Annotated in this window: 21 protein-coding genes and 1 tRNA gene; 19 read left to right on the top strand and 3 right to left on the bottom strand. The window is 68.3% G+C overall.

What is annotated here, in order from left to right:
• The first annotated feature begins 7 nt into the window (after nt 1–7).
• The 5 genes from AC0J5J_RS04220 (at nt 8) to ndk (ending at nt 6633) form a co-directional block, all read left to right on the top strand.
• Complete coding sequence (locus AC0J5J_RS04220) at nt 8–670, top strand: TetR/AcrR family transcriptional regulator (protein WP_474899650.1); 663 nt, start codon at nt 8–10, stop codon at nt 668–670.
• A gap of 279 nt (nt 671–949) precedes the next feature.
• Nucleotides 950–4414, top strand: coding sequence for an isoleucine--tRNA ligase (ileS, locus tag AC0J5J_RS04215; RefSeq protein ID WP_474899648.1), 3465 nt, complete (start codon nt 950–952; stop codon nt 4412–4414).
• Nucleotides 4407–5819 (top strand): bifunctional folylpolyglutamate synthase/dihydrofolate synthase, encoded by a 1413-nt coding sequence (locus AC0J5J_RS04210; protein ID WP_134424105.1) that lies wholly within the window; start codon nt 4407–4409, stop codon nt 5817–5819. The genes ileS and AC0J5J_RS04210 overlap by 8 nt, the downstream gene beginning before the upstream one ends.
• Entirely contained in the window at nt 5816–6214 is a 399-nt protein-coding gene (locus AC0J5J_RS04205) for a DUF4233 domain-containing protein (protein ID WP_166785486.1), read from the top strand. Before AC0J5J_RS04210 ends, AC0J5J_RS04205 begins: the two co-directional genes overlap by 4 nt.
• Nucleotides 6211–6633, top strand: coding sequence for a nucleoside-diphosphate kinase (gene ndk, locus AC0J5J_RS04200; RefSeq protein WP_134424103.1), 423 nt, complete (start codon nt 6211–6213; stop codon nt 6631–6633). Before AC0J5J_RS04205 ends, ndk begins: the two co-directional genes overlap by 4 nt.
• A 288-nt stretch (nt 6634–6921) precedes the next feature.
• Here the strand turns inward: ndk and AC0J5J_RS04195 are convergent, their stop codons facing one another.
• On the bottom strand, nt 6922–7524 hold the full coding sequence (locus AC0J5J_RS04195) for a vitamin K epoxide reductase family protein (protein WP_474899647.1): 603 nt from the start codon (nt 7522–7524) through the stop codon (nt 6922–6924).
• A 336-nt stretch (nt 7525–7860) separates the two neighbouring features.
• On the opposite strand from AC0J5J_RS04195, the gene AC0J5J_RS04190 reads away from it, so the two are divergent.
• On the top strand, nt 7861–10554 hold the full coding sequence (locus tag AC0J5J_RS04190) for an Rne/Rng family ribonuclease (protein ID WP_474899645.1): 2694 nt from the start codon (nt 7861–7863) through the stop codon (nt 10552–10554).
• An 88-nt stretch (nt 10555–10642) separates the two neighbouring features.
• On the opposite strand, the gene AC0J5J_RS04185 is transcribed toward AC0J5J_RS04190, so the two are convergent.
• Nucleotides 10643–10933 (bottom strand): DUF4031 domain-containing protein, encoded by a 291-nt coding sequence (locus AC0J5J_RS04185; RefSeq protein WP_474899643.1) that lies wholly within the window; start codon nt 10931–10933, stop codon nt 10643–10645.
• A 191-nt stretch (nt 10934–11124) separates the two neighbouring features.
• Between AC0J5J_RS04185 and rplU the strand changes: the two genes are divergently transcribed.
• The 11 genes from rplU to AC0J5J_RS04130 all read left to right on the top strand — a co-directional run bounded on the left by rplU (nt 11125) and on the right by AC0J5J_RS04130 (nt 18745).
• A complete protein-coding gene (gene rplU, locus AC0J5J_RS04180; RefSeq protein ID WP_104103412.1) occupies nt 11125–11433 on the top strand; it encodes a 50S ribosomal protein L21 in 309 nt (102 codons plus the stop codon).
• 19 nt (nt 11434–11452) lie between these two features.
• Nucleotides 11453–11710, top strand: a complete 258-nt coding sequence (gene rpmA, locus AC0J5J_RS04175) for a 50S ribosomal protein L27 (protein ID WP_104169636.1) — start codon at nt 11453–11455, stop codon at nt 11708–11710.
• A gap of 143 nt (nt 11711–11853) precedes the next feature.
• On the top strand, nt 11854–13434 hold the full coding sequence (obgE, locus tag AC0J5J_RS04170; RefSeq protein ID WP_474899641.1) for a GTPase ObgE: 1581 nt from the start codon (nt 11854–11856) through the stop codon (nt 13432–13434).
• Nucleotides 13431–14240, top strand: coding sequence for a glutamate 5-kinase (gene proB, locus AC0J5J_RS04165; RefSeq protein WP_134424099.1), 810 nt, complete (start codon nt 13431–13433; stop codon nt 14238–14240). Before obgE ends, proB (AC0J5J_RS04165) begins: the two co-directional genes overlap by 4 nt.
• Complete coding sequence (gene proB, locus AC0J5J_RS04160; protein ID WP_134424098.1) at nt 14237–15019, top strand: glutamate 5-kinase; 783 nt, start codon at nt 14237–14239, stop codon at nt 15017–15019. Before proB (AC0J5J_RS04165) ends, proB (AC0J5J_RS04160) begins: the two co-directional genes overlap by 4 nt.
• Nucleotides 15020–15028: 9 nt before the next feature.
• Nucleotides 15029–16291 (top strand): glutamate-5-semialdehyde dehydrogenase, encoded by a 1263-nt coding sequence (locus AC0J5J_RS04155; RefSeq protein WP_474899639.1) that lies wholly within the window; start codon nt 15029–15031, stop codon nt 16289–16291.
• A gap of 63 nt (nt 16292–16354) precedes the next feature.
• Nucleotides 16355–16555, top strand: a complete 201-nt coding sequence (locus AC0J5J_RS04150) for a hypothetical protein (protein ID WP_134424096.1) — start codon at nt 16355–16357, stop codon at nt 16553–16555.
• 14 nt (nt 16556–16569) lie between these two features.
• Nucleotides 16570–17172, top strand: a complete 603-nt coding sequence (gene nadD, locus AC0J5J_RS04145; protein WP_474900186.1) for a nicotinate-nucleotide adenylyltransferase — start codon at nt 16570–16572, stop codon at nt 17170–17172.
• Nucleotides 17169–18179 (top strand): hypothetical protein, encoded by a 1011-nt coding sequence (locus tag AC0J5J_RS04140; protein WP_474899637.1) that lies wholly within the window; start codon nt 17169–17171, stop codon nt 18177–18179. The genes nadD and AC0J5J_RS04140 overlap by 4 nt, the downstream gene beginning before the upstream one ends.
• 40 nt (nt 18180–18219) lie before the next feature.
• Nucleotides 18220–18597 carry a ribosome silencing factor gene (gene rsfS, locus AC0J5J_RS04135; protein ID WP_474899635.1) on the top strand — a complete coding sequence of 126 codons (378 nt, stop codon included), beginning with the start codon at nt 18220–18222 and terminating at the stop codon, nt 18595–18597.
• 72 nt (nt 18598–18669) lie between these two features.
• Nucleotides 18670–18745: transfer RNA gene (locus AC0J5J_RS04130), tRNA-Ala, on the top strand.
• 98 nt (nt 18746–18843) lie between these two features.
• On the opposite strand, the gene AC0J5J_RS04125 is transcribed toward AC0J5J_RS04130, so the two are convergent.
• Complete coding sequence (locus AC0J5J_RS04125; protein WP_134424092.1) at nt 18844–19059, bottom strand: DUF1653 domain-containing protein; 216 nt, start codon at nt 19057–19059, stop codon at nt 18844–18846.
• 136 nt (nt 19060–19195) lie between these two features.
• Here AC0J5J_RS04125 and AC0J5J_RS04120 point away from each other — a divergent pair, with 136 nt between their 5' ends.
• Both AC0J5J_RS04120 and AC0J5J_RS04115 read left to right on the top strand, forming a co-directional pair.
• Complete coding sequence (locus AC0J5J_RS04120) at nt 19196–20632, top strand: phosphoribosyltransferase family protein (protein WP_474899633.1); 1437 nt, start codon at nt 19196–19198, stop codon at nt 20630–20632.
• Nucleotides 20629–21951: an erythromycin esterase family protein gene (locus tag AC0J5J_RS04115; RefSeq protein WP_474899632.1), complete on the top strand. Its 1323-nt coding sequence runs from the start codon at nt 20629–20631 to the stop codon at nt 21949–21951. The genes AC0J5J_RS04120 and AC0J5J_RS04115 overlap by 4 nt, the downstream gene beginning before the upstream one ends.
• The last annotated feature ends 26 nt before the right edge of the window (nt 21952–21977 follow it).

The following is a 21977-nucleotide window of genomic DNA, read 5'->3' as shown; positions in this document are numbered from 1 at the left end:
GAGCGGGATGACCGATCACGAACCGAAGCGGGCCGGCCGGCCCCGCGGCTCCTCGCGGGCGATGCTCGAGGAGGCGTCCGCCGAGCTCTTCCTCGAGCAGACGTATGCCGGCACCACCATCCTGCAGATCACCCGGCGTGCAGGCGTCGGCCGGGCCACGTTCTTCAACTACTTCACGGCCAAGAGCGACCTGCTCTGGGTCGACGTCGACGCCGGCCTGGCCGGGTTCCCGGCCGCCCTCGAGGAGTGCGCCGCCGCATCCGGGCCGGTGGAGGCCGTCGACGCCGTGGAGCGGGCGCTGCTGCAGGTCTCTGCGCGCTTCGGGCCGGGCCAGGTGCCCTGGGCGCTCACCCAGGACGAACTGATGGGCACGACCGGCGAGCTGGAGGCATCCGCACTGTCCCGGTTCATGGCCCAGGTGGCCCTGGTCACGCGCTTCGTCGGCGCGCGAGGCGGCACCGGCGCGGCAGGCCCGGGCACGGCTGCCGGCACGGCCGACGGTCGCGAACTCGCCGCCCGGGCCTTTGCGATGGCGGTGCTCGCCGCCGCGGCAGCCGCCGCCGGGGTCTGGGCCCGCGCCGGGGTCACCCGCGGGGCACTCGCCGTTTACGTGAGCGCTGCCATCGCGCCCGTCTGCGCGGGGTACCGCGCACTGCACACCCGGGGGTAGACGCAGGGTAGAATCGAACAACATGACTGTGATCCGGCCATCACCGGTGAGTCTTCGGAAGAACGGCAATCATCCTCGCGGTGGTTCCCAGTAGAACCGAACGGGTCGGGCCCGTCACAGCCTCAGAACAAGCGGTTTCCCGGAGTTTCGGCCTCGGGCGGCAAGCGAGGTGGTACCGCGGCGAATCCCGTTCGGAGTCGGCGTCCTCGTGGAACAGGGGCAGAACTGGCTCTTCCAGCACCGGAGGAGCACAGCCTGCCCGACTCGTCCAGGAGATTCATGACGTACCCCCAAGGCCAGCAGTCCGGTTCCACCGACCAGCCCGGCGGCATCGTGCCCTCGCCGAACTTCCCCCAGATCGAAACCGACGTGCTCGCGTTCTGGAAGAACGACGGCACCTTCCAGGCGTCGATCGACAACCGGGCGGATGCCCCCGAGTGGGTCTTCTACGACGGCCCGCCCTTCGCCAACGGGCTGCCCCACTACGGCCACCTGCTCACCGGGTACGCGAAGGACCTCTTCCCGCGCTTCCAGACCATGCGCGGCAAGCTCGTGCACCGCCGCTTCGGCTGGGACACGCACGGCCTGCCGGCTGAGCTCGAAGCCGAACGCGAACTCGGCATCACCGACAAGAGCGAGATCGAGAAGATGGGCATCGGCGCGTTCAACGCCGTCGCCCGCAGCTCCGTGCTCAAGTACACCAGGGTGTGGGAAGAATACGTCACCCGCCAGGCGCGCTGGGTCGACTTCGAGAACGACTACAAGACCCTCGACGTGACCTTCATGGAGTCCGTGATCTGGGCGTTCAAGAGGCTGCACGACAAGGGCCTGGCCTACGAGGGCTACCGGGTCCTGCCGTACTGCTGGCGCGACCAGACGCCGCTGTCCAACCACGAACTGCGCATGGACGACGACGTCTACAAGATGCGTCAGGACCAGACCGTCACGGTCACCTTCCCGCTCGTGGGTGCCAAGGCCGAGGCACTCGGGCTGACCGCCGTGCGCGCCCTCGCCTGGACGACCACTCCGTGGACGCTCCCGACGAACCTGGCGCTCGCCGTGGGGCCGGAGATCGTCTACGCCGTCGTGCCGGCCGGCCCGAACGGCACCCCGGATGCGACCGTGCTGCGGGAGGGCGCCGCGGCGTCCGCCGCCACCGAGGTTCTCGGCGCCGAATACCTGATCGCCATCGACCTGGTCGGCAATTACGCCAAGGACCTCGGATACGAGTCGGCGGCCGACGCCGTCGCCGCCGTGTCGCGCACCGTCATCGGTGCCGATCTCGAAGGCGTCTCCTACGACCGTCTGTTCGACTACTACGCCGACACCGCCCTCTGGGGCACCCAGAACGCGTGGACCATTGTCGTGGCCGACTACGTCACCACTGCGGACGGCACCGGCATCGTGCACCAGGCCCCTGCCTATGGCGAGGAGGACCAGAAGATCTGCGAGGCCGCCGGCATCCCGGTGATCATCTCCCTCGACGCGGGCGGCAAGTTCCTCGCCGACGTGCCCGAGGTCGCCGGCCAGCTCTGGAGCGACGCCAACAAGCCCCTCACGCAGCTGATCAGGAACGAGGGCCGCCTGCTCCGCCAGGCCAGCTACGAGCACTCGTACCCGCACTGCTGGCGGTGCCGCAACCCGTTGATCTACAAGGCCGTGTCGAGCTGGTTCGTTCGCGTCACGGATTTCCGGGACCGCATGGTCGACCTCAACCAGGACATCAACTGGGTGCCGGAGAACGTCAAGGACGGCCAGTTCGGCAAGTGGATCGGCAACGCCCGCGACTGGTCGATCAGCCGCAACCGGTACTGGGGTTCGCCCATCCCGGTGTGGAAGAGCGACAACCCCGACTACCCGCGCATCGACGTCTACGGCTCGCTCGACGAGCTCGAGGCCGACTTCGGCGTGCGCCCCACCGACTTGCACCGGCCCTACATCGACGAGCTCACGCGCCCGAACCCCGACGACCCCACCGGGCAGTCCACCATGCGGCGCATCACGGATGTGCTCGACGTCTGGTTCGACTCCGGCTCGATGCCGTTCGCCCAGGTGCACTACCCGTTCGAGAACGCCGACTGGTTCGACAGCCACAACCCGGCCGACTTCATCGTGGAGTACATCGGGCAGACCCGCGGCTGGTTCTACATGCTGCACACGCTCTCCACCGCCCTGTTCGACCGCCCGGCGTTCAAGAACGTGGTCAGCCACGGCATCGTGCTCGGCAACGACGGGCAGAAGATGTCCAAGTCGCTTCGCAACTACCCCGACGTCAACGAGGTCTTCGACCGTGACGGCTCAGATGCCATGCGCTGGTTCCTGATGAGCTCCTCCGTGTTGCGCGGTGGCAACCTGATCGTCACCGAGGAGGGCATCCGCGAGGGTGCCCGCCAGGTCATGCTGCCGCTCTGGAGCACCTGGTACTTCTTCTCCCTCTACGCCAACGCGTCCGGCGAGAACGGCTACGACGCCAACTGGCGCACCGATTCCACCGACGTGCTCGACCGGTACCTGCTGGCCAAGACCCGCGACCTGATCGTGGAGGTCACGGCCGATCTGGAGGCCCTCGACAGCACCCAGGCGACCGCCCGGCTGCGGGACTTCGCCGACGTGCTCACCAACTGGTACGTTCGCCGTTCGCGCGACCGGTTCTGGGCCGGCGCCGCGGTCGAGGTCCCGGTCTCGACAGGCTCGACCACCGCGACCACCGCGAACGAGGCCTTCGACACGCTCTATACCGTGCTTGAAACGGTCACCCGGGTGGCCGCGCCGATGCTCCCGCTCGTCACCGAGCGCATCTGGCAGGGACTCACCGGCGGCCGCAGCGTGCACCTGACCGACTGGCCCGACGCCGACCTGTTCCCGGCGGATGCCCCGCTCGTCACCGCCATGGACCAGGTGCGCACCATCAGTTCCACCGTGCTGTCGCTGCGCAAGCAGGCCGGGCTCCGCGTGCGCCTGCCGCTGGCCACCCTCACGGTGGTCACCGCCGACACCGCGGCCCTGGCCCCGTTCGAGGGCATCCTGCGCGACGAGCTCAACGTCAAGAGCGTGCGCCTGGTCGAGCTGGCCGACGACAGCGCGAGCGCCTACGGCGTGACCTCCCGGCTCACCGTGAACGCCCGGGTCGCCGGCCCCCGCCTCGGCAAGGCGGTGCAGCAGGTCATCAAGGCCGCCCGGGCGGGCGACTGGAGCGAAACCGACGGCGTCGTCACCGCCGGTGGCATCGACCTGGTCGCGGGGGAGTATGAGCTCGTGCTGCAGACCGGTCCGGCCGACGGTTCCCCCGTCGACGCCGACGCGGCAACGGATGCCCCGGCCCTGGCCCTCCTGGCGGGCGGCGGTTTCGTGCTGCTCGAGACGCAGACCACGCCCGAACTCGAGGCGGAGGGCTTCGCCCGAGACCTGATCCGCGCTGTGCAGGACACCCGCAAGTCGGCCGGATTCGAGGTGAGCGACCGCATCCGTCTCGATCTCGTCTTCTACTCCGCCGAGGACGCCGAGACCTTCGCCCTCGCACCGGGTGTCGACGTCGCCGCAGAGACCCTGACCCTCCGGTTCGCGACGCATGTGGCAGCTGAGGTGCCCGAGGACAGCCTCCTGCACGGCCTGCCGTCCGAATGGCTGCAGAGCCTCGCCGGTTTCCCCGTGGAGCACTATGTGCTGTTCGAGGCCGGCCAGTACGCCAACCGGGGGACCGTCCTGGTCGCCGTCGCCCGAGAGAACGGACTCGTCCATGTCTGAATCGAAGAAGCCCGGCTCGAAGAAGCCCGGATCGAAGGCGTCGCGCCCACCGGTCGACGCCGCGCGCGAGGCCGGTGACGCCGTCTTCGCCGCCCTCCTCACCCGCGTGGGAGAGGGATCGCCCAAGCCGCGCCTGGCCCCGACCCGCCGGGCGCTCGAGCTGCTGGGCGACCCGCAGACCGTGTACCCGATCATCCACATCACCGGCACGAACGGCAAGACCAGCACGAGCCGCATCACCGAGAGCATCGTGCGCGCCTACGGACTCCGCACCGGGCTGATGACGAGCCCGCACCTGGTGCGCCTCAACGAGCGCATCGTGATCGACGGGGAGTCCATCACCGACGAGGCCCTGGCGGCGAACTGGGCCGACATCGAGCCGTTCCTGCAGATGGTCGACGCCGAGCTCGTCGCCGCCGGCGACGACGCGCTCACCTTCTTCGAGGCGCTCACCGTGCTGGCCTTCGCCTGCTTCGCCGACGCCCCCGTCGACGTCGCCGTCGTCGAGGTCGGCATGGGCGGCGAGTGGGATTCCACCAATGTCGCCGACGGGCAGGTGGCCGTGTTCACCCCCATCGCCCTCGACCACACCCTGCGCCTGGGCGACACCATCGCCGAGATCGCCAGAACCAAGGCGGGCATCATCAAACCGTCCGCCGCCGTGGTCTCCGCCCGGCAGACCCCGGCCGCACAGGCGGAACTCGAGCGCGCTGCAGAGCTGACCGAGTCGACCCTGGCCGCCGAGGGCGAGGGGTTCGCCTGTCTCAGCAGCCAGGTCGCCGTCGGCGGGCAGCTCATCTCCGTGCGTGGCCTGGCCGGAACCTACTCCGATCTGTTCCTTCCGCTCTACGGCACCCATCAGGCCCAGAACGCGGCGGTGGCGATCGCCGCCGTGGAATCGTTCCTCGGCGCGGGGGCCACCGCACTCTCCGGTGAACTGGTCGAGGAGGGGCTCGCCCAGGTCACCTCGCCCGGACGCCTGCAGCTGGTCGGCATCGAACCGACCGTGCTGGTGGATGCCGCGCACAACCCGCACGGCGCCGCGGCCCTCAGCGCGGCGCTGGCCGACTACTTCGACTTCGACGAGATCGTGGCCGTGGTGGGCATCCTTGCCGATAAGGACGCGACCGGCATCATCGCCGCCCTCACGCCCACGGTGACCCGGTTCCACGTCACGCAGTCCCAGTCGGAGCGCGCCATCGGCGTCGACGACCTGGCCGATCTGGTGGCCGGCGTCGGCAGCGAGGAGAGCACCATCCGATTCGACGAACTCAGCCAGGCACTCGACTCCGCGCGGGACTGGGCCCTCGAGGCCCCCAAGCGTGCCGTGATCGTGACCGGATCGATCACCCTGGTCGGGGAAGCGATCACTCTGGCCGACGCCCGGGAATGGCTGGCGAAATGACCCCCGCACCGCGGTCGGTCAAGCGCACCCTCGCGACGATCGTGCTCGGCTTCGAGGTGATCGTGGTGGCCCTGGCCGCCCTCGTGATCTTCGGCCTGGGGGCGCTGCCGCCCCTGCTCGCCCTGGGCGGGGGAGCCCTGCTGGCTCTGCTCATGGTGGCCGTCCTCGCCCTGCTGCGGTATGAGTGGGCCTATGTCGCCGGCTGGATCCTGCAGCTGATCATGGTGGCCGCCGGCTTCCTCAACCCGGCCATGTTCTTCGTCGGCGGCATGTTCGCGGCCATGTGGGCGTACTGCATGATCTCCGGCTCCCGAATCGACAACCAGAACCAGCAGTTCAACCAGTTCAACTCGAACAACGAGAACAACGAGAACAACGAGAAAGAGAACTCATGAGCACTCAGGTCCAGGAAACTCTCGTATTGGTCAAACCGGATGGCGTTGCCCGCAACCTCTCCGGGGAGATCCTGCGCCGCATCGAGCAGAAGGGGTATTCCCTCGTCGACGCGAAGCTCGTGCAGGCCGACCGGTCCCTGCTGGCCGAGCACTACGCCGAGCACCAGGGCAAGCCGTTCTTCGAACCGCTCGTCGAGTTCATGGAAAGCGGCCCGATCCTCGTGCTGCGCATCGCCGGCGAACGTGTGATCGAGGGTTTCCGCTCCCTGGCCGGCACGACCGATCCCACTACAGCCGCTCCCGGCACAATCCGCGGCGACTTCGGCCGCGACTGGGGCACCAAGGTGCAGCAGAACCTCGTGCACGGCTCCGACTCGCCCGAGTCCGCCGACCGCGAACTCGCCCTCTGGTTCTCCTGACCCAGACTGTGCATCGAACAGCCGCTTCCCGAATCTCGGGGGAGCGGCTGTTCTTTTTCAACCGGGCGATCGCCCGGCTACCGGCATCCGTCGCCGGGGTGACGACGCTCGAGCGGGCCCGCCGGGGCTCGCGGCTCAGGGTGTGGAAGCCGGCGCAGGGTAGAGCGTGCGCCTGCTTCCGCACGGTGCGCCGCGACGGATGTGGGTAGGTGACTCTGGGGGATGGCGCACCGGGTCTCGACAGGCTCGACCACCGACGGGGCGGGCCGCGCGGGGCACGTGGTCGGCCTAGAGGCGGTTCAGGAAGTCCATGTGCAGCTGGGCGATGACGGCGGCCACCAGATAGCAGCCGATCGTGATCACCACGATCCACGAGTAGGCGCCCGCCGCGATGCGACGCACGAAGGGGAAGGCCGGCAGGTTGCCTGCCGTGAGGTTGTGCAGGGTCACGGCCAGGAACATCGGGATGGTGATCGACCACGTCACCATGCACCAGGGGCAGAGCACGTCCAGCACGAAGAAGCTCTGAGCCATCAGCCAGATCACGAAGGCGAGAGCGCCGGTCAGACCCACGTTCAGCGCGACCCAGAACCAACGGGCGAACTGCGCACCGGCCAGGATTGCGGCGCCGATCGTGATCACGACCGTCCAGGCCATCAGCCCGATGACCGGATTGGGGAAGCCCAGGATGGCGCCCTGCCAGGAGCCCAGGTTGGTGCTGCACCCCACCAGCACGCTGAAGTTGCAGGACAGCTGGGCCTGCGGATCCTCCAGAATGGCGAACTTGTCCAGGGTGAGCAGGAACGCCGCAGTGAGGGCGATCGCACCACCGATGATGAAGAAGACGGCGAGCCCGATGGGGCGCTTGACAGGCTCGGTGAGGTGCACCATCGGATTATGTCATGTGCCTCGCACGTGTTCCTGAGAATGCATGCGATAATCGGAACAGTCGCTTGAGCCGCGCTCAAGCTGACGCCAGAGAAGGCTTAATGGGCCGTAAATGCCCAGATTCATTGGTCCCACGACCAAAGGTATTAGCAACCAGAGCCAAGAGCCGGTTGCGAACGAAGAGGATTCCCGAGGGTTTCGCGCAAGCGTGATCCTCCCACGAGAGAGTAGCCGGATGGGTGGCGCGGTCGCCCACACCGGTCAAGGAGCGCACCAGTGATGGTGGAAGACAACGAAAACAATAAAAAACGCAAGGGTTTGTTCGGCACGCGACGCACCATGAGGCGTGCCGCCGCGCCCGTGACCGCTCCGGATGCCGCGCCCGCCGCCCCGGAGTCAGCCGATTCGTACGCTGCCCCGGCAACCACCGAGCCGGTCACAGCGACGACGCCGGCCCCCGCCCACACCGATGACGCCGTGACCGAGCCGGCTGCGGCCGCTCCGTTCGGCGAAGCCCCCGACCAAGAACAGGACGCAGCCGTGGAAACGACGCCGCCGCCCACCCCGCCCACCGACGTGGTTCGTCGCCCGTCGACGTCGCTCGTATTCCAGGCCCCGGTCATCGTGCCGCTGCCGGCCCGCACCGGCGTCCGTCGGGACGCCGCGCGCCAGGATCCGCGCCAGGACAACCGTCAGGACACCCGCCCCGACCAGCGGCAGGACCACGATGACGAGGGTGACGAAACGTCGACCGTCCGCCGTCGCGCCCGCCGCCGCACCGGCGACGAGAGCCGGTCCGGATCCGACGACCCGGCGAACACCGTCGTGCGCGTGCGCACCCCCCGGGAACCCGAGCTGATCACCGAGCCCCAGCGCATCAAGGGCTCCACCCGGCTCGAGGCCAAGAAGCAGCGTCGCCGCGACGGCCGCGATGCCGGCCGTCGCCGTCCGGTGATCACGGAGGCCGAGTTCCTCGCCCGCCGTGAATCCGTCGACCGGGTCATGGTCGTGCGGGCCAAGCACAACAAGATCCAGATCGGCGTGCTGGAAGACGGTGTGCTGGTCGAGCACTACGTCGCCAAGAACCAGGACGCCTCGCTGATCGGCAACGTCTACCTCGGCAAGGTGCAGAACGTGCTCCCGAGCATGGAAGCCGCCTTCGTCGACATCGGACGCGGCCGCAACGCCGTGCTCTACTCCGGTGAGGTCGATTGGGACGCCGCCGCAGTCAACTCCGGCAACAGCAGCCAGGCGCGTCGCATCGAGCTCGCGCTCAAGCCGGGCGACAAGGTGCTCGTGCAGGTCACCAAGGACCCGATCGGCCACAAGGGTGCCCGCCTCACCAGCCAGGTCTCGCTGCCCGGCCGCTACCTCGTCTACGTGCCGAACGGCTCGATGAACGGCATCAGCCGCAAGCTGCCCGACACCGAGCGGGCCCGCCTGAAGAAGATCCTCAAGGAGGTCCTGCCCGAGAACGTGGGCGTCATCGTGCGCACCGCGGCCGAGGGCGCCACCGACGAGCAGCTCACGCTCGACGTCAACCGGCTCACCTCGCAGTGGGCGTCCATCGCCAGGCAGGTGGACACGGTGCAGGCTCCGGCCCTGCTGCACAGCGAGCCCGACTTGCTGATCAAGATCGTGCGGGATGTCTTCAACGAGGACTTCCAGAAGATGGTCATCTCCGGCGAGGAATCGCGTGAGGTCATCGAGGCGTACCTGCGCCAGGTCGCCCCTGACCTGGTCGAGCGCGTCGAACGCTACGAGGGTGAGAACGACGCCTTCGACGAGTACCGCATCTCGGAGCAGATCGAGAAGGCCCTCGACCGCAAGGTCTGGCTGCCGTCGGGCGGATCCCTCGTGATCGACCGCACCGAGGCCATGACCGTCGTCGACGTCAACACCGGCAAATTCGTCGGCTCCGGTGGCAACCTCGAAGAGACGGTCACGAAGAACAACCTCGAGGCTGCCGAAGAAATCGTTCGCCAGCTGCGCCTGCGCGACATCGGCGGCATCATCGTGGTCGACTTCATCGACATGGTTCTCGAAACCAACCGCGACCTCGTACTGCGCCGCATGCTCGAATGCCTGAGCCGCGACCGCACCAAGCACCAGGTCGCCGAGGTCACCTCGCTCGGACTCGTGCAGATGACCCGCAAGAAACTCGGACTCGGCCTGCTGGAATCGTTCAGCGAGAACTGCGAGGCCTGCGCCGGCCGTGGCATCGTCATCCACCACGATCCGGTGCTCAAGCACCGCCAGACCGCCCAGCCGGCGATGGAGCGTCGCCCGCGCAGCAAGGCGAGCAGCAACTCCGGCGGCGACAACGGGCACCGTGGCGGTGGCAACGGCCAGACCGGTGGCACCGCGAACGCGCCGCAGGTCGATGCCGTCAAGGCGGGCCACGGCACGCACGGCATCACCGAGGACGCCAAGCACGCTCTCGCCCTGATCGCCGCGCGCACCATCCCGCGCGCACTGACCGGTTCCATTCCGATCATCGCCCTGCCCGAGGCGACGCCGGACTCGACTCCCGCGGAGAAGGCGGCCGCTCCTGCGGCCACCATCGAGGCGCCATCCGTCGCACCCGCAGCCCCGGCTGCCGAGGTCGATCCGATCGAGGCGGCTGTGAACGAGGCCGCTGCCGCGGAGACGTCCACTCCGCCGGCACGCCGCAGCCGCCGGGCGTCCTCCACGCCCCGCCAGCGGGCCGCAGCGCCCGTCGTGCTCGACCAGACCCCGGTGGAGCAGGCGCCGCAGGCCCCGAACGCGGCACCAGCCGTGACCGAGGCCGCGACGGCCGACGACGACGAGCCGGTCGCCATCCTGGACATCCCGGTGAAGAAGTCCTCGCGCAGCCGCCGGACGGTCAGCAAGCAGGTCACCGACCAGCTGCTGGATTCGGTGCTGGACTCCCTGCCCGAGCCCAAGCAGCCCGGCCAGGGGCGTTCGCGCAGCCGCCGGGTGACGACGGCCGGTGGATCCACCGGGTCGGCGCAGCCGATCGTGGCACCCACCTCGGAGCCGCAGCAGTAACGACCCACCCGACCGGGCGACCGATGGTGTGAGGGCCCCCGGGCCACTCGCCCGCCGGTCGCCCGCCGTCGTTAACGCCGCTGCGCCGTCAGGACGCCGGGGGGTGAGTGCGGGCAGCGCGCTCGCGCGCGCTCACCCGCAGGCCGCTCGCACGCAATCGGAGCACCAGTTCCCGATTGCCCACCGGATGCGCCCCCGCGGCCACCAGGGCGTCGTGCAGGCGTTGGGGCACGTCGTAGTGATCCAGATCGAAGCCGCGGCGGGGGATGCCGTTGGCCTCCGCGAACGCGTGCAGTTCGGCCAGGGACGAATCACTGACAAGATGGGACCAGACGGTGCCATGCGCGGGCCACATGGGCTGGTCGATCAACACGGTCATCGTCCGAGTCTATGATCCGCCCTCGGTTTGACCGTTGCAGGATGATCGGCTAACGTTGACTTTTGGTGTGCGATGGGCCTTTGCCCCCGCGATCACCGAGGTTTTCTGAAAGCGACGGGCCGACTTGGTCTGTTCAAAGCAGTAACTTTCCATCACGGGGCCTCACGGCTCCCCAGAGATAGGTACGTAACGTGGTTTACGCAGTTGTGCGCGCCGGTGGGCGGCAGGAAAAGGTAGAGGTCGGAACCATCGTCACGATGGACCGAATCAAAGCCAACAAGGACGGCAACGTCGAGCTGGCCGCTGTGCTTCTCGTCGACGGCGACACGATCACCTCTGACTCGCAGTCACTGGCCAAGATCACGGTTACCGCCGAGGTCTTGAACGACCTCCGTGGTCCGAAGATCGTCATCCAGAAGTTCAAGAACAAGACCGGGTACAAGAAGCGTCAGGGGCACCGTCAGGAGCTCACTCGCGTTCAGGTTACCGGCATCGCCTAGGCCCTGAGGAGCAGAACAGATGGCACATAAAAAAGGCGCGAGTTCCACTCGCAACGGTCGCGACTCCAACGCCCAGCGCCTCGGCGTGAAGCGTTTCGGCGGTCAGGTTGTCAGCGCGGGCGAGATCATCGTCCGTCAGCGCGGCACGCACTTCCACCCCGGCGTCAACGTCGGCCGTGGTGGCGACGACACGCTCTTCGCTCTCGAGCCCGGCTCGGTTGAGTTCGGCGCCAAGGGCGGCCGCAAGGTCGTCAACATCGTGGTGGCTGCCGCGTAGGCATCCACATCGGTAAGCGTGAGGGCGGGCTTCGGCTCGCCCTTTGCGTGTTTTACGGCACTGCATCTTCACAGCACGACGTCTTTACAGCACCACCGATTTGGCACCACTGAGTTTGTTTGCCACCTGAAAGGGGCACCCCCATGGCCACGTTTGTTGACCACGTCACTCTTCACCTGCGAGCAGGCAACGGAGGGAACGGATGTGTCTCCGTCAAGCGTGAGAAGTTCAAGCCTCTCGCCGGCCCTGACGGCGGCAACGGCGGAAGCGGCGGCGACATCGTGCTCGTGGCCGACCCCAACGTGACCACTCTCCTCGGCTACCACCGGTCCCCGCACCGCAGTTCCGCCAACGGCGGCCCCGGCATGGGTGACCACCGCGCCGGCTTCGGCAGCGAGCTGATGGAACTGGCCGTGCCGCTCGGCACGGTGGTGAAGGACGCCGAGGGCAACGAGCTCGCCGACATGACCGAACCGGGCTTCCGCATCGTCGTGGCGCCCGGCGGCCAGGGCGGGCTCGGCAACGCCGCCCTCGCCTCGCTCAAGCGCAAAGCCCCCGGTTTCGCCCTGCTCGGCACCTACGGCTGGGAAGGCGATATCCAGCTCGAACTCAAGACCGTGGCGGATGTCGCGCTCGTCGGCTACCCGTCGGCCGGCAAGTCCAGCCTGATCGCGGCCATGTCGGCCGCCCGCCCCAAGATCGCGGACTACCCGTTCACGACCCTGCACCCCAACCTCGGCGTCGTGGATGCCGGAGAGGTGCGTTACACCGTCGCCGACGTGCCCGGCCTGATCGAGGGCGCGAGCGAGGGCAAGGGGCTCGGCCTTGAATTCCTGCGCCATGTGGAGCGGTGCACGGCCCTGCTGCACATTCTCGACTGCGCCACGCTCGACCCCGACCGTGACCCGCTCAGCGACCTCGACGTCATCCTCGGGGAGCTCGCCGCGTACCCGGTGCCGGATGGCCAGAAGCCGCTCCTCGAGCGTCCGCAGCTGGTCGCCCTGAACAAGATCGACGTTCCGGAGGGCCGCGAGCTCGCCGAGTTCGTCAAGCCCGACCTCGAGGCCCGCGGATACCGCGTGTTCGAGATCTCGACCGTCAGCCACGAGGGTCTCAAGCAGCTCAACTACGCGCTGGCCGAGACCGTCGAAGCAGGCCGCGTCGAAGCCGCCGCGGCGCAGGCCGTCAAGCCCCGCATCGTGATCCGCCCGAAGCCCGTCGACGACAGCGGTTTCGTGGTCAAGGTCGAGGGTGGCTCGTTCGGCAACATCTACCGAATCATCGGCACCAAGCCGGAGCGCTGGGTGCAGCAGACCGACTTCAAGAACGACGAGGCCGTCGGCTTCCTGGCCGACCGGCTCGCCAAGCTCGGCATTGAGAACGAACTGTTCAAGGCCGGAGCGATCGCCGGGTCCACGGTCATCATCGGCCCGGGCAACGGTGTGGTGTTCGACTGGGAGCCGACCCTGACCTCCACGGCCGAACTGATCACCGCTCCGCGAGGCACCGACACCCGGCTGGACGACTCCAAGCGACGCACCAGCAACGAGCGCCGCGAGGAGTACTTCGGCCGGATGGACGCCAAGGCGGCCGCACGCGCCGAACTCATCCGCGAGCGTGAGGCCGGCATGTGGTCCACCGGCGAGGAGGAATACAACGGAGACACCCTCACGGGCGATGGATCCGTCCCGGTGTCGCCCCGCAAGGAGAGCACTACGGAATGAGCAACCGCTCCCGCGCCCAGGTTTCCTCCGCCCGGCGCATCGTGGTCAAGGTCGGTTCCTCCTCGATCAGCGGCGACAACTCCGACCAGATCGCGCCCCTGATCGAGGCTCTGGCCGAGGCCCACGGGCGCGGGGTGGAGGTTGTCCTGGTGTCGAGCGGCGCTGTGGCGAGCGGCATGGACTACCTGAACCTGGATGAGCGGCCGGGCGACCTGGCCACGCAGCAGGCGGCCGCGTCCGTCGGCCAGAACGTGCTCACGGCCCGGTACCAGGAGACCCTCGACCGCTACGGCATCGCCGCTGGGCAGGTTCTCCTGACCGAGGGTGACCTCCTCAACGAACCGCATCGGAGCAACACCCGGCGCGCGGTGAACCGGCTGCTCGATCTGCGCATCCTGCCGATCGTGAACGAGAACGACACCGTCGCGACCTACGGGCTGCGCTTCGGTGACAACGACCGGCTCGCGGCGATGCTGTCGGTGCTGATCCGAGCCGACCTGCTGCTGCTGCTCAGCGACGTGGACGCCCTGTACACCCGGCCCCCACATCTGCCGGGCGCGGAACCCATCGACTTCATCGGCTTCGACCAGGAGCTCGAGGGCATGGAATTCACGGCCAACAAGGGTGCAGGCGTCGTCGGCACCGGCGGAGCGAACACCAAGGTGAAGGCAGCCCGGCTCGCCGCGTCCGCCGGAACGGCCGTTCTCGTCACCGAGACGCGCCTCGCCGCGGAGGCCCTGGCCGGCGGCTCCTGCGGCACCTGGTTCGAGCCCATGCCGACCGCTCCCGGCCGAGCTCTGCTGTGAGCGTGCTGAGTCGACACCAGGTCGCAACAGCGGGCCGCATCGTCGTCAAGGTCGGCTCGTCGTCGATCAGCGGTGCGAACATCGGGCAGATCGCGCCGCTCGTCGACGCACTGGCGGCAGCGCACGGCCGCGGCGCGGAGATCGTGCTGGTCTCCTCCGGCGCCATCGCCACGGGCATGCCCTACCTGCAGCTCGACGAACGACCCACCGACCTGGCCACCCAGCAGGCCGCGGCATCCGTGGGCCAGAACCTGCTCATCTTCCGCTACCAGGACAGCCTCGACCGGTACGACATCGTCGCCGGCCAGGTGTTGCTCACGGCCGGCGACCTCGAGAACCCCGCTCACCGCGGCAACGCCCACCGGGCGATGGACCGGCTGCTCGGCCTGCGCATCCTGCCGATCGTCAACGAGAACGACACCGTGGCGACCCATGAGATCCGCTTCGGCGACAACGACCGGCTCGCGGCCCTGGTCGCCACGCTGATCCACGCCGACCTGCTCGTGCTGCTCAGCGACGTCGACGCCCTCTACACGCGCGCGCCGCACCTGCCGGGCGCCGAACGCATCGACCACGTCGCCTCCGGCGACCGGTTGCAGGGCGTGGAGTTCGGCGCCAGCCGCTCGGGAGTGGGCACCGGGGGTGCCGGCACCAAGGTGTCCGCCGCCCGCATCGCTGCCGAGGCCGGAACCGCGGTGCTGGTCACCTCGACCGGCCTGGTGGCCGAGGCGCTGCGCGGGGACAAAGTCGGAACCTGGTTCGAGCCCGCCCTGCCGTAAACTACCGGGATGCTGCAGACCGACTCACCTCAGATCACCCCGATCCTCGAAGCCGCCCGGACCGCCGCCCGCACCCTGGCCACGACACCGACCGGGCTGAAGAACCAGGCGTTGCACGGCATCGCGGGTGCCCTGCGCGCCGGCGTCGACGACATCCTGTCCGCCAACGCCCTGGACCTTGCCGCGGGCGCCGCCAACGGCCTGTCCACGGGCATGCTCGACCGGCTCAGCCTCGACGATGCGCGCATCAACGCCCTCGCGGACGCCGTGCTGGAGATCAGCCTGCTCACCGATCCCGTCGGTGAGGTCGTGCGCGGGTCCAGCCTGCCCAACGGTGTGCGGATCAGCCAGGTCCGGGTGCCCTTCGGCGTGGTCGGTGTGATCTACGAGGCCCGCCCGAACGTCACTGTCGATATCGCCGCCATCGCGCTCAAGAGCGGCAACGCCGTCGTACTCCGCGGCGGATCGGCCGCGGAGAACACCAACCGGGTGCTCGTGGGATTGCTCCAGGCCGCCATCGAGCGGGCCGGCCTGCCGGCGGCATCCGTTCAGACCATCGACCCCTTCGGCCGTGCGGGTGCCACCGCCCTCATGCAGGCGCGCGGCTATGTCGACGTGCTGATCCCCCGGGGGAGCGCCGGCCTGATTCAGGCCGTCGTCACCCAGTCCACCGTTCCGGTGATCGAGACCGGCGCCGGCGTGGTGCACATCTTCCTCGACGAGTCGGCCGACGAACAGTGGGCGGTCGACATCGTGCACAACTCGAAGGTGCAGCGTCCCAGCGTCTGTAACGCCCTCGAGACCCTCCTCGTGCACCGGTCCGCGGCCGAGCGCCTCCTGCCAGTGGTCCTGGGGAAGCTGGCCGAATCCGGGGTCGTCCTGCACGGCGACGAACGGGTCCGCGAGCTCTATCCGGCCGCCGTCCCGGCCACCGAGGAGGACTGGACGACCGAGTACATGGGCCTCGAGCTGGCCGTGGCAGTCGTCGACTCCCTCGACGAGGCGATCGCGCACATCCGTCGCTACTCGACCGGGCACACCGAGTCGATCATCACCAACGACATCGTCAACGCCGACCGATTCCTCAGCGAAGTCGATAGTGCCGCCGTGATGGTCAACGCCTCGACCCGGTTCACCGACGGCGGGGAGTTCGGCTTCGGCGCCGAGGTGGGCATCTCCACCCAGAAGCTGCACGCACGCGGACCGATGGGCCTGCCCGAGCTGACCAGCACGAAGTGGATCGTGCGCGGCTCCGGACAGGTGCGCGGGTAGGCCCCGCTAGGATGGTCTACCGTGGCGCACGCTTTTGTTCTGTGTCCCTGAATGGAGAACCTCATGTCGTTCCTCAACGTTGTGCTGGCTGAGACCGCACACGTCGCCCTGCCCATGCCGACGTTCCTCTACGGCCTCGTCGGGCTTGTCGTCTTCGCGGCGCTGGGCTTTGTCGTCTGGTCCTACCGGGACGTCGCCAACCGCCACCAGTCCAAGGCGAAGGCCTACGCCGACGCCCACGGCGGCGCACGCAGCGACCACTAAACAACGGTCCCACCATCGATACTCCCGGGGCCCGCCCACCACGCATCGGCGTGATGGGCGGAACTTTCGACCCCATCCACCATGGGCACCTGGTGGCTGCCAGCGAGGTTGCACAGAGCTTCGACCTCGACGAGGTCATCTTCGTGCCGACCGGGCAGCCGTGGCAGAAGGCGGATGTGACTGAAAGCGAACACCGCTATCTCATGACGGTCATCGCAACGGCGTCCAATCCCCGATTCACCGTGAGCCGCGTCGACATCGATCGCACCGGTCCCACCTACACAATCGACACTCTCCGGGATCTGCATGCCGAGCGGCCCGAGGCCGAGCTGTTCTTCATCACCGGCGCCGACGCCATGGGGCAGATCCTGGGCTGGAAAGACGTACAGGAACTCTGGGACCTGGCTCATTTCGTGGCTGTGAGTCGCCCGGGACATGAGCTCAGTATTTCGGGTTTACCCAACCAGGACGTAAGCTTATTGGAGGTTCCGGCTCTGGCCATTTCGTCCACGGACTGCCGGGAACGTGTGAATCGGGGTTTCCCGGTCTGGTATCTGGTCCCCGACGGGGTTGTCCAGTACATCTCAAAGCATCATCTGTATCGGAGTGTGGCATGACGTTGGGTAACAACCCGCAGCCACTGACGCGGCGGCAAGCGCGCGAGTTGGCAAATGGGCACGATCACGCTGCCACCGATTCGGCCGTCCCGCCCGCGCCCCTCGCTCCGGCCTCTGATCTCCTCCCCGCGGGTTCCACTCCGGCCGCCTCCGTCTCCGCCTTCGCTCCGCGCCCGGTCGACGTGCCGCCCAGTGACGCCACCTCCCTGGAGCACACCCTGACCCGCCGGGAGTTGCGCGCCCTGCATGCCGCGCAGACCGTCGAGACCGACGAATACGTGCCGCGACAGGACGCCCCGGCAGAGACGTCGGCAGTGGCGGGCTCTGCGCCCGCGCCCGCTGCCTACACCCCACCCGCATTCGATCCGGCCCCGAGCGTGCACCCGTTCGCCATCGACGCCCTGCACGTTCCCGCGGCGCCGGCCAAGGCGGCCCCTCCGGTCGAGTTCATGATCGAGGCCACCCCGCGCACCAGGGTCAAGGCACGTCCCGGCGTACTGCATCCGCCGGTCGGCCACTGGTCGCTGGCCCGCGACGAGGTCGACGAGCATCGTCCCGGCGTGACCCAGCTCGAGCCTTTTGATCAGATCGTGGCCCGCGGCATCAGCGCCGGTGGCATTCCCACAACGACGAATGCGCTCATCCTTCCCTCGATTCCGCACCAGGGGTCCACGTCGGGCCCGCTCTCGAGCACCGGCGAGATCATGGTCACCGGTTCCATCGACCTGCCTCGCAGCCTCGGCTCCACCGGCGCGCTGCCCCACCTGTTCGACTCGTCCGACATGGACCAGATGCTCGAGCAGCTCGACGAGGGCGGCCATCACAGCGATGTCGCCCCGGTCAGCGCCAGCCGAGCCGTCAGCACCCACGCCTCGACCCGGGGCGTCATGGCTCCGCCGGTCAAGCGCGGCGTCACCGTACCGGCCGTCCTGACCGTCACGGCGGGCGTGCTCGCCTTCGGCGTCGCCGCACTGTTCGTGGCCGGCTACGTCCTCAACATTTTCTAATGCCATCCATTTCGCTTTCACTAACTCAGGGATTCATTCGATGACCGCTTCTGCCCATGCTCTCGAGCTCCTCCAGGTGGCCGCCGCCGCCGCAGACTCGAAAGCGGGGGAGGACCTCGTCGCGATCGACGTGTCCAGTCCCCTTCCCCTCACCGACATCTTCCTGATCGTCACCGGCCGCTCCGAGCGCAACGTGGTGGCCATCGCCGGCGAGATCGAGGACAAGATGACCGAAGCCGGCCACAAGCCGCTTCGTCGCGAGGGTCGCGCCGAGGGGCGTTGGGTCCTGGTCGACTTCGGCGACCTCGTCGTGCACATCTTCCACGAGGAAGAGCGCGTGTACTACTCCCTCGAGCGTCTCTGGAAAGACTGCCCGGTCATCCCCATCGAGCTGCCGGCCCACGAGGCCGCTGAGTAGCGGTGGTCAACAGCAGGCGAAACATGTAGTAGCCTAGAGAAGTTGTTTCGGGGAAGTACCGAAACACAATCTGGGTCCGTGGCGCAGCTGGTAGCGCACCTGCATGGCATGCAGGGGGTCAGGGGTTCGAATCCCCTCGGATCCACCAAGTAGTTCGCAGTGAAAAGTCACGAACAGAAAGGCCCCGACGGTGTCGGGGCCTTTCTTCGTTTAACTGCGTGTTCTTCGTGCAGGCTGCCGCGACGTTCAGTCGTCGACGGGGGCGAACCGGGGCACATCCTGCCCATCGACCCTGACGGTCTCCAGGAACATGGCCAGGGGCCGCACCCACAGCCCCCGCTCTCCGTACAGCGCGGTGTAGACCACTAATTTCTCCTCGGTCTCCGAATGCGAAGCGACGCCGAGCACCTCGTACTGGTTGCCCTTGTAGTGCCGGTATCGGCCGATCGTGATCTCATCCATGGTGCGCTGACTCTAACGCCTTTGTTCGACATTCCTGAACAGCGCTCGCACCGGGACCGCATTCGACGGGCCGAGCCGATCGGCCTGTTGCTGCGCCGGGTCTGGGTCGACTATGGAGGCCAGAGGAGGAGAAGCGATGGTCGTTTTCACGGATCGAGTCGATGCCGGAAGGCAGCTGGCGGAGCAACTGGAATTTCTGCGCGGGCGGGATGCGGTCGTGCTCGGTCTGCCACGGGGTGGCGTCCCGGTGGCCGCCGTCGTGGCCGAGGAATTGGACCTGCCTCTGGATGTGATCGTGGTGCGGAAGCTCGGTGTGCCCGCTCAACCCGAATTGGCCATGGGCGCCATCGGCGAGGGTGGGGTGCGCGTGCTCAACAGCGAGGTGCTCGGTCTGGCCCAGATCGCCGAGGACGAGCTGTTCGCCGTCGAGGCGCATGAGCGGGCCGAACTGGAATCCCGGGTGATCCGCTTCCGGCGCGGCCGGGAACGTCAGGACCTCACCGGCCGCATTGCGCTCGTGATCGATGACGGCATCGCCACCGGCTCGACCGCCCGGGTGGCCTGCGAGGTGGCCCGCGGTCTGGGAGCGGCCCGGGTGGTCTTCGCGGTCCCGGTCGGGGCTGCCGACAGCATCCGTGACCTGCCCGGCGCCGACGAGGTGGTGTGCCTGTCGGTGCCGCCCCAGCTGATCGCGGTCGGCTACCACTACTACGATTTCACGCCCACCACCGATGACGAGGTCAGCGCGCTCCTCGAGGCGGCCGACCGCCGCAGGACAAGACAACGGATGCCCCCGGCCGTATCCGACCCGGCGGACGCGACCGGCGCCGACGCGGAAGTCTCCGCGGCCCGCACCGCAGCCACAGCCGGGGAGGTCGACGTGGAGGTCGAGATACCGGTGGGGGACGTCGTGCTGGATGGTCACCTGCGGGTGCCTCCGGCAGCCACCGGGGTGGTGGTGTTCGCGCACGGGAGCGGCAGCGGCCGCTACAGCCCACGCAACCGGTTCGTGGCCGAGGTGCTGAACCAGGGCGGTCTCGGCACGCTGCTGCTCGACCTGCTCACCGGTGAGGAGGAACCCGACCGTGCCCACGTCTTCGACATCGGACTGCTCGCGCACCGGTTGACCGCGGTGACCGGCTGGTTGGGCTCCCGGCCCGAGACCCGGTCGCTGCCGGTGGGCTATTTCGGCGCCAGCACCGGCGCGGGGGCAGCCCTGTGGGCCGCAGCGGAATCCGGCGGGAGGATCGCGGCGGTCGTCTCCCGCGGCGGCCGACCGGATCTGGCCGGCCGCCGCCTGGGGCAGGTGCAGGCGCCGACACTGCTGATCGTGGGTGGGTCCGACACGATCGTACTGGAGCTGAACCGGCAGGCGCAGGCCGCGCTGGGCGGCCCCAGCCGGCTCGTCGTGGTGCCCGGGGCCACCCATCTCTTCGAGGAGCCGGGAACCCTGGCCGAGGCCGCCGGCCTGGCTCGGGACTGGTTCGTCGACCACCTGGGTGCTGCGGGCATGGTGCCCGGCGCCGCCCGGCAGAAACAGGCGGAGAATCGAGCCACGGGAGCCTCCGAATGAATCCGGCACGCCGCGAGGTGAGCGTGCCGGAGGTGCTGGCGCAGATCCAGGCACTCGCGCTGCCCCTGTCCGGCCGAGACGATCTCGATGCTGTTGTCGACCAGGTCGGTGGTGCCCGCTTCGTCGGTATCGGCGAGGCCTCTCACGGCACCCATGAGTTCTATCACTGGCGGGGCGAGCTCAGTCGGCGCCTGATCGAGGAGCACGGTTTCACCTGGATCGGGGTGGAGGGCGACTGGCCGGACTGCTGGCGGATCAACCGGTGGGTGCGCGGCCACACCGAGCAGCATCTCGACGCCCGCGGCCTGCTGGAGCGGTTCGAGCGCTGGCCCACGTGGATGTGGGCCAACCAGGACGTGGCGGCCTTCCTCGATTGGCTGCGCGAGCACAACCTGGCCTGCCCCGAGGATTCACGGGTGGGGTTCTACGGCCTCGACGTGTATTCGCTCTGGGACTCTCTGCGTCGCATCGTCGTCTGGCTCGAGGCTAACGCCCCTGACGCTCTGCCCGACGCCCTGCGGGCCTGGCGCTGTTTCGTTCCCTACGGTGAGGATCCCCAGCGCTACGCCTGGAACACTCGGCTGGTCCCGGAAACCTGCGAGACGGATGTCGTCGCGCTCCTGATGGAGGTACGCCGTCAGGTCGCCAAACGCACCATTACCGACGAAGACGCCTTCGACGCCGTGCAGAACGCCTCGGTGGCCACCGAAGCCGAGCACTACTACCGCATCATGGTGCGCGGCGACCAGTCGTCCTGGAACATCCGGGACGAGCATATGATGGCGACCGTCGATCGGGTCGCCGCCCACCTCGGCTCGGCCTCGAAGGGCCTGATCTGGGCGCACAACACCCACATCGGCGATGCGCGAGCCACCGATATGGCTCACAGCGGGATGATCAACCTCGGGCAGCTGCTGCGCGAACGTCACTCCGACGAAGGAGTGGCCCTCGTGGGCTTCGCGGGCCACCGAGGAACGGTGCTGGCGGCAGCCGAGTGGGGTGTGCCCGAACAGGTGATGGTGGTTCCGGGCGCCGCCGGCGGGAGTCACGAAGATCTCCTGCACCGTGCCCTCGGCCGGCCTGCACTGTTGGTGTTCGGCGACGACCGCACCGGCCCGTGGCTGTCCGGTTGGCGGGGCCACCGCGCCATCGGCGTGCTCTACCTGCCCCGGCAGGAACACGGCAACTACGTTCCCACCCGGATGGGCGGCCGTTACGACGCGCTGCTCTGGTTCGAGGAGACCGAGGCACTCGGCCCCCTGCACCATGAGGTCCGGCCGGCGGATCAGGAGTATGAGACGGAGCCCACCGGGTTCTAGAGCAGGTGCCCACCCCGATCCGTCGT

The sequence above is a fragment of the Cryobacterium sp. TS_SC_7 genome, from assembly GCF_056156285.1.
The sequence above is the reverse complement of the archived record's forward strand: the minus strand, read 5'-3'. Positions and strand labels throughout refer to the sequence as shown.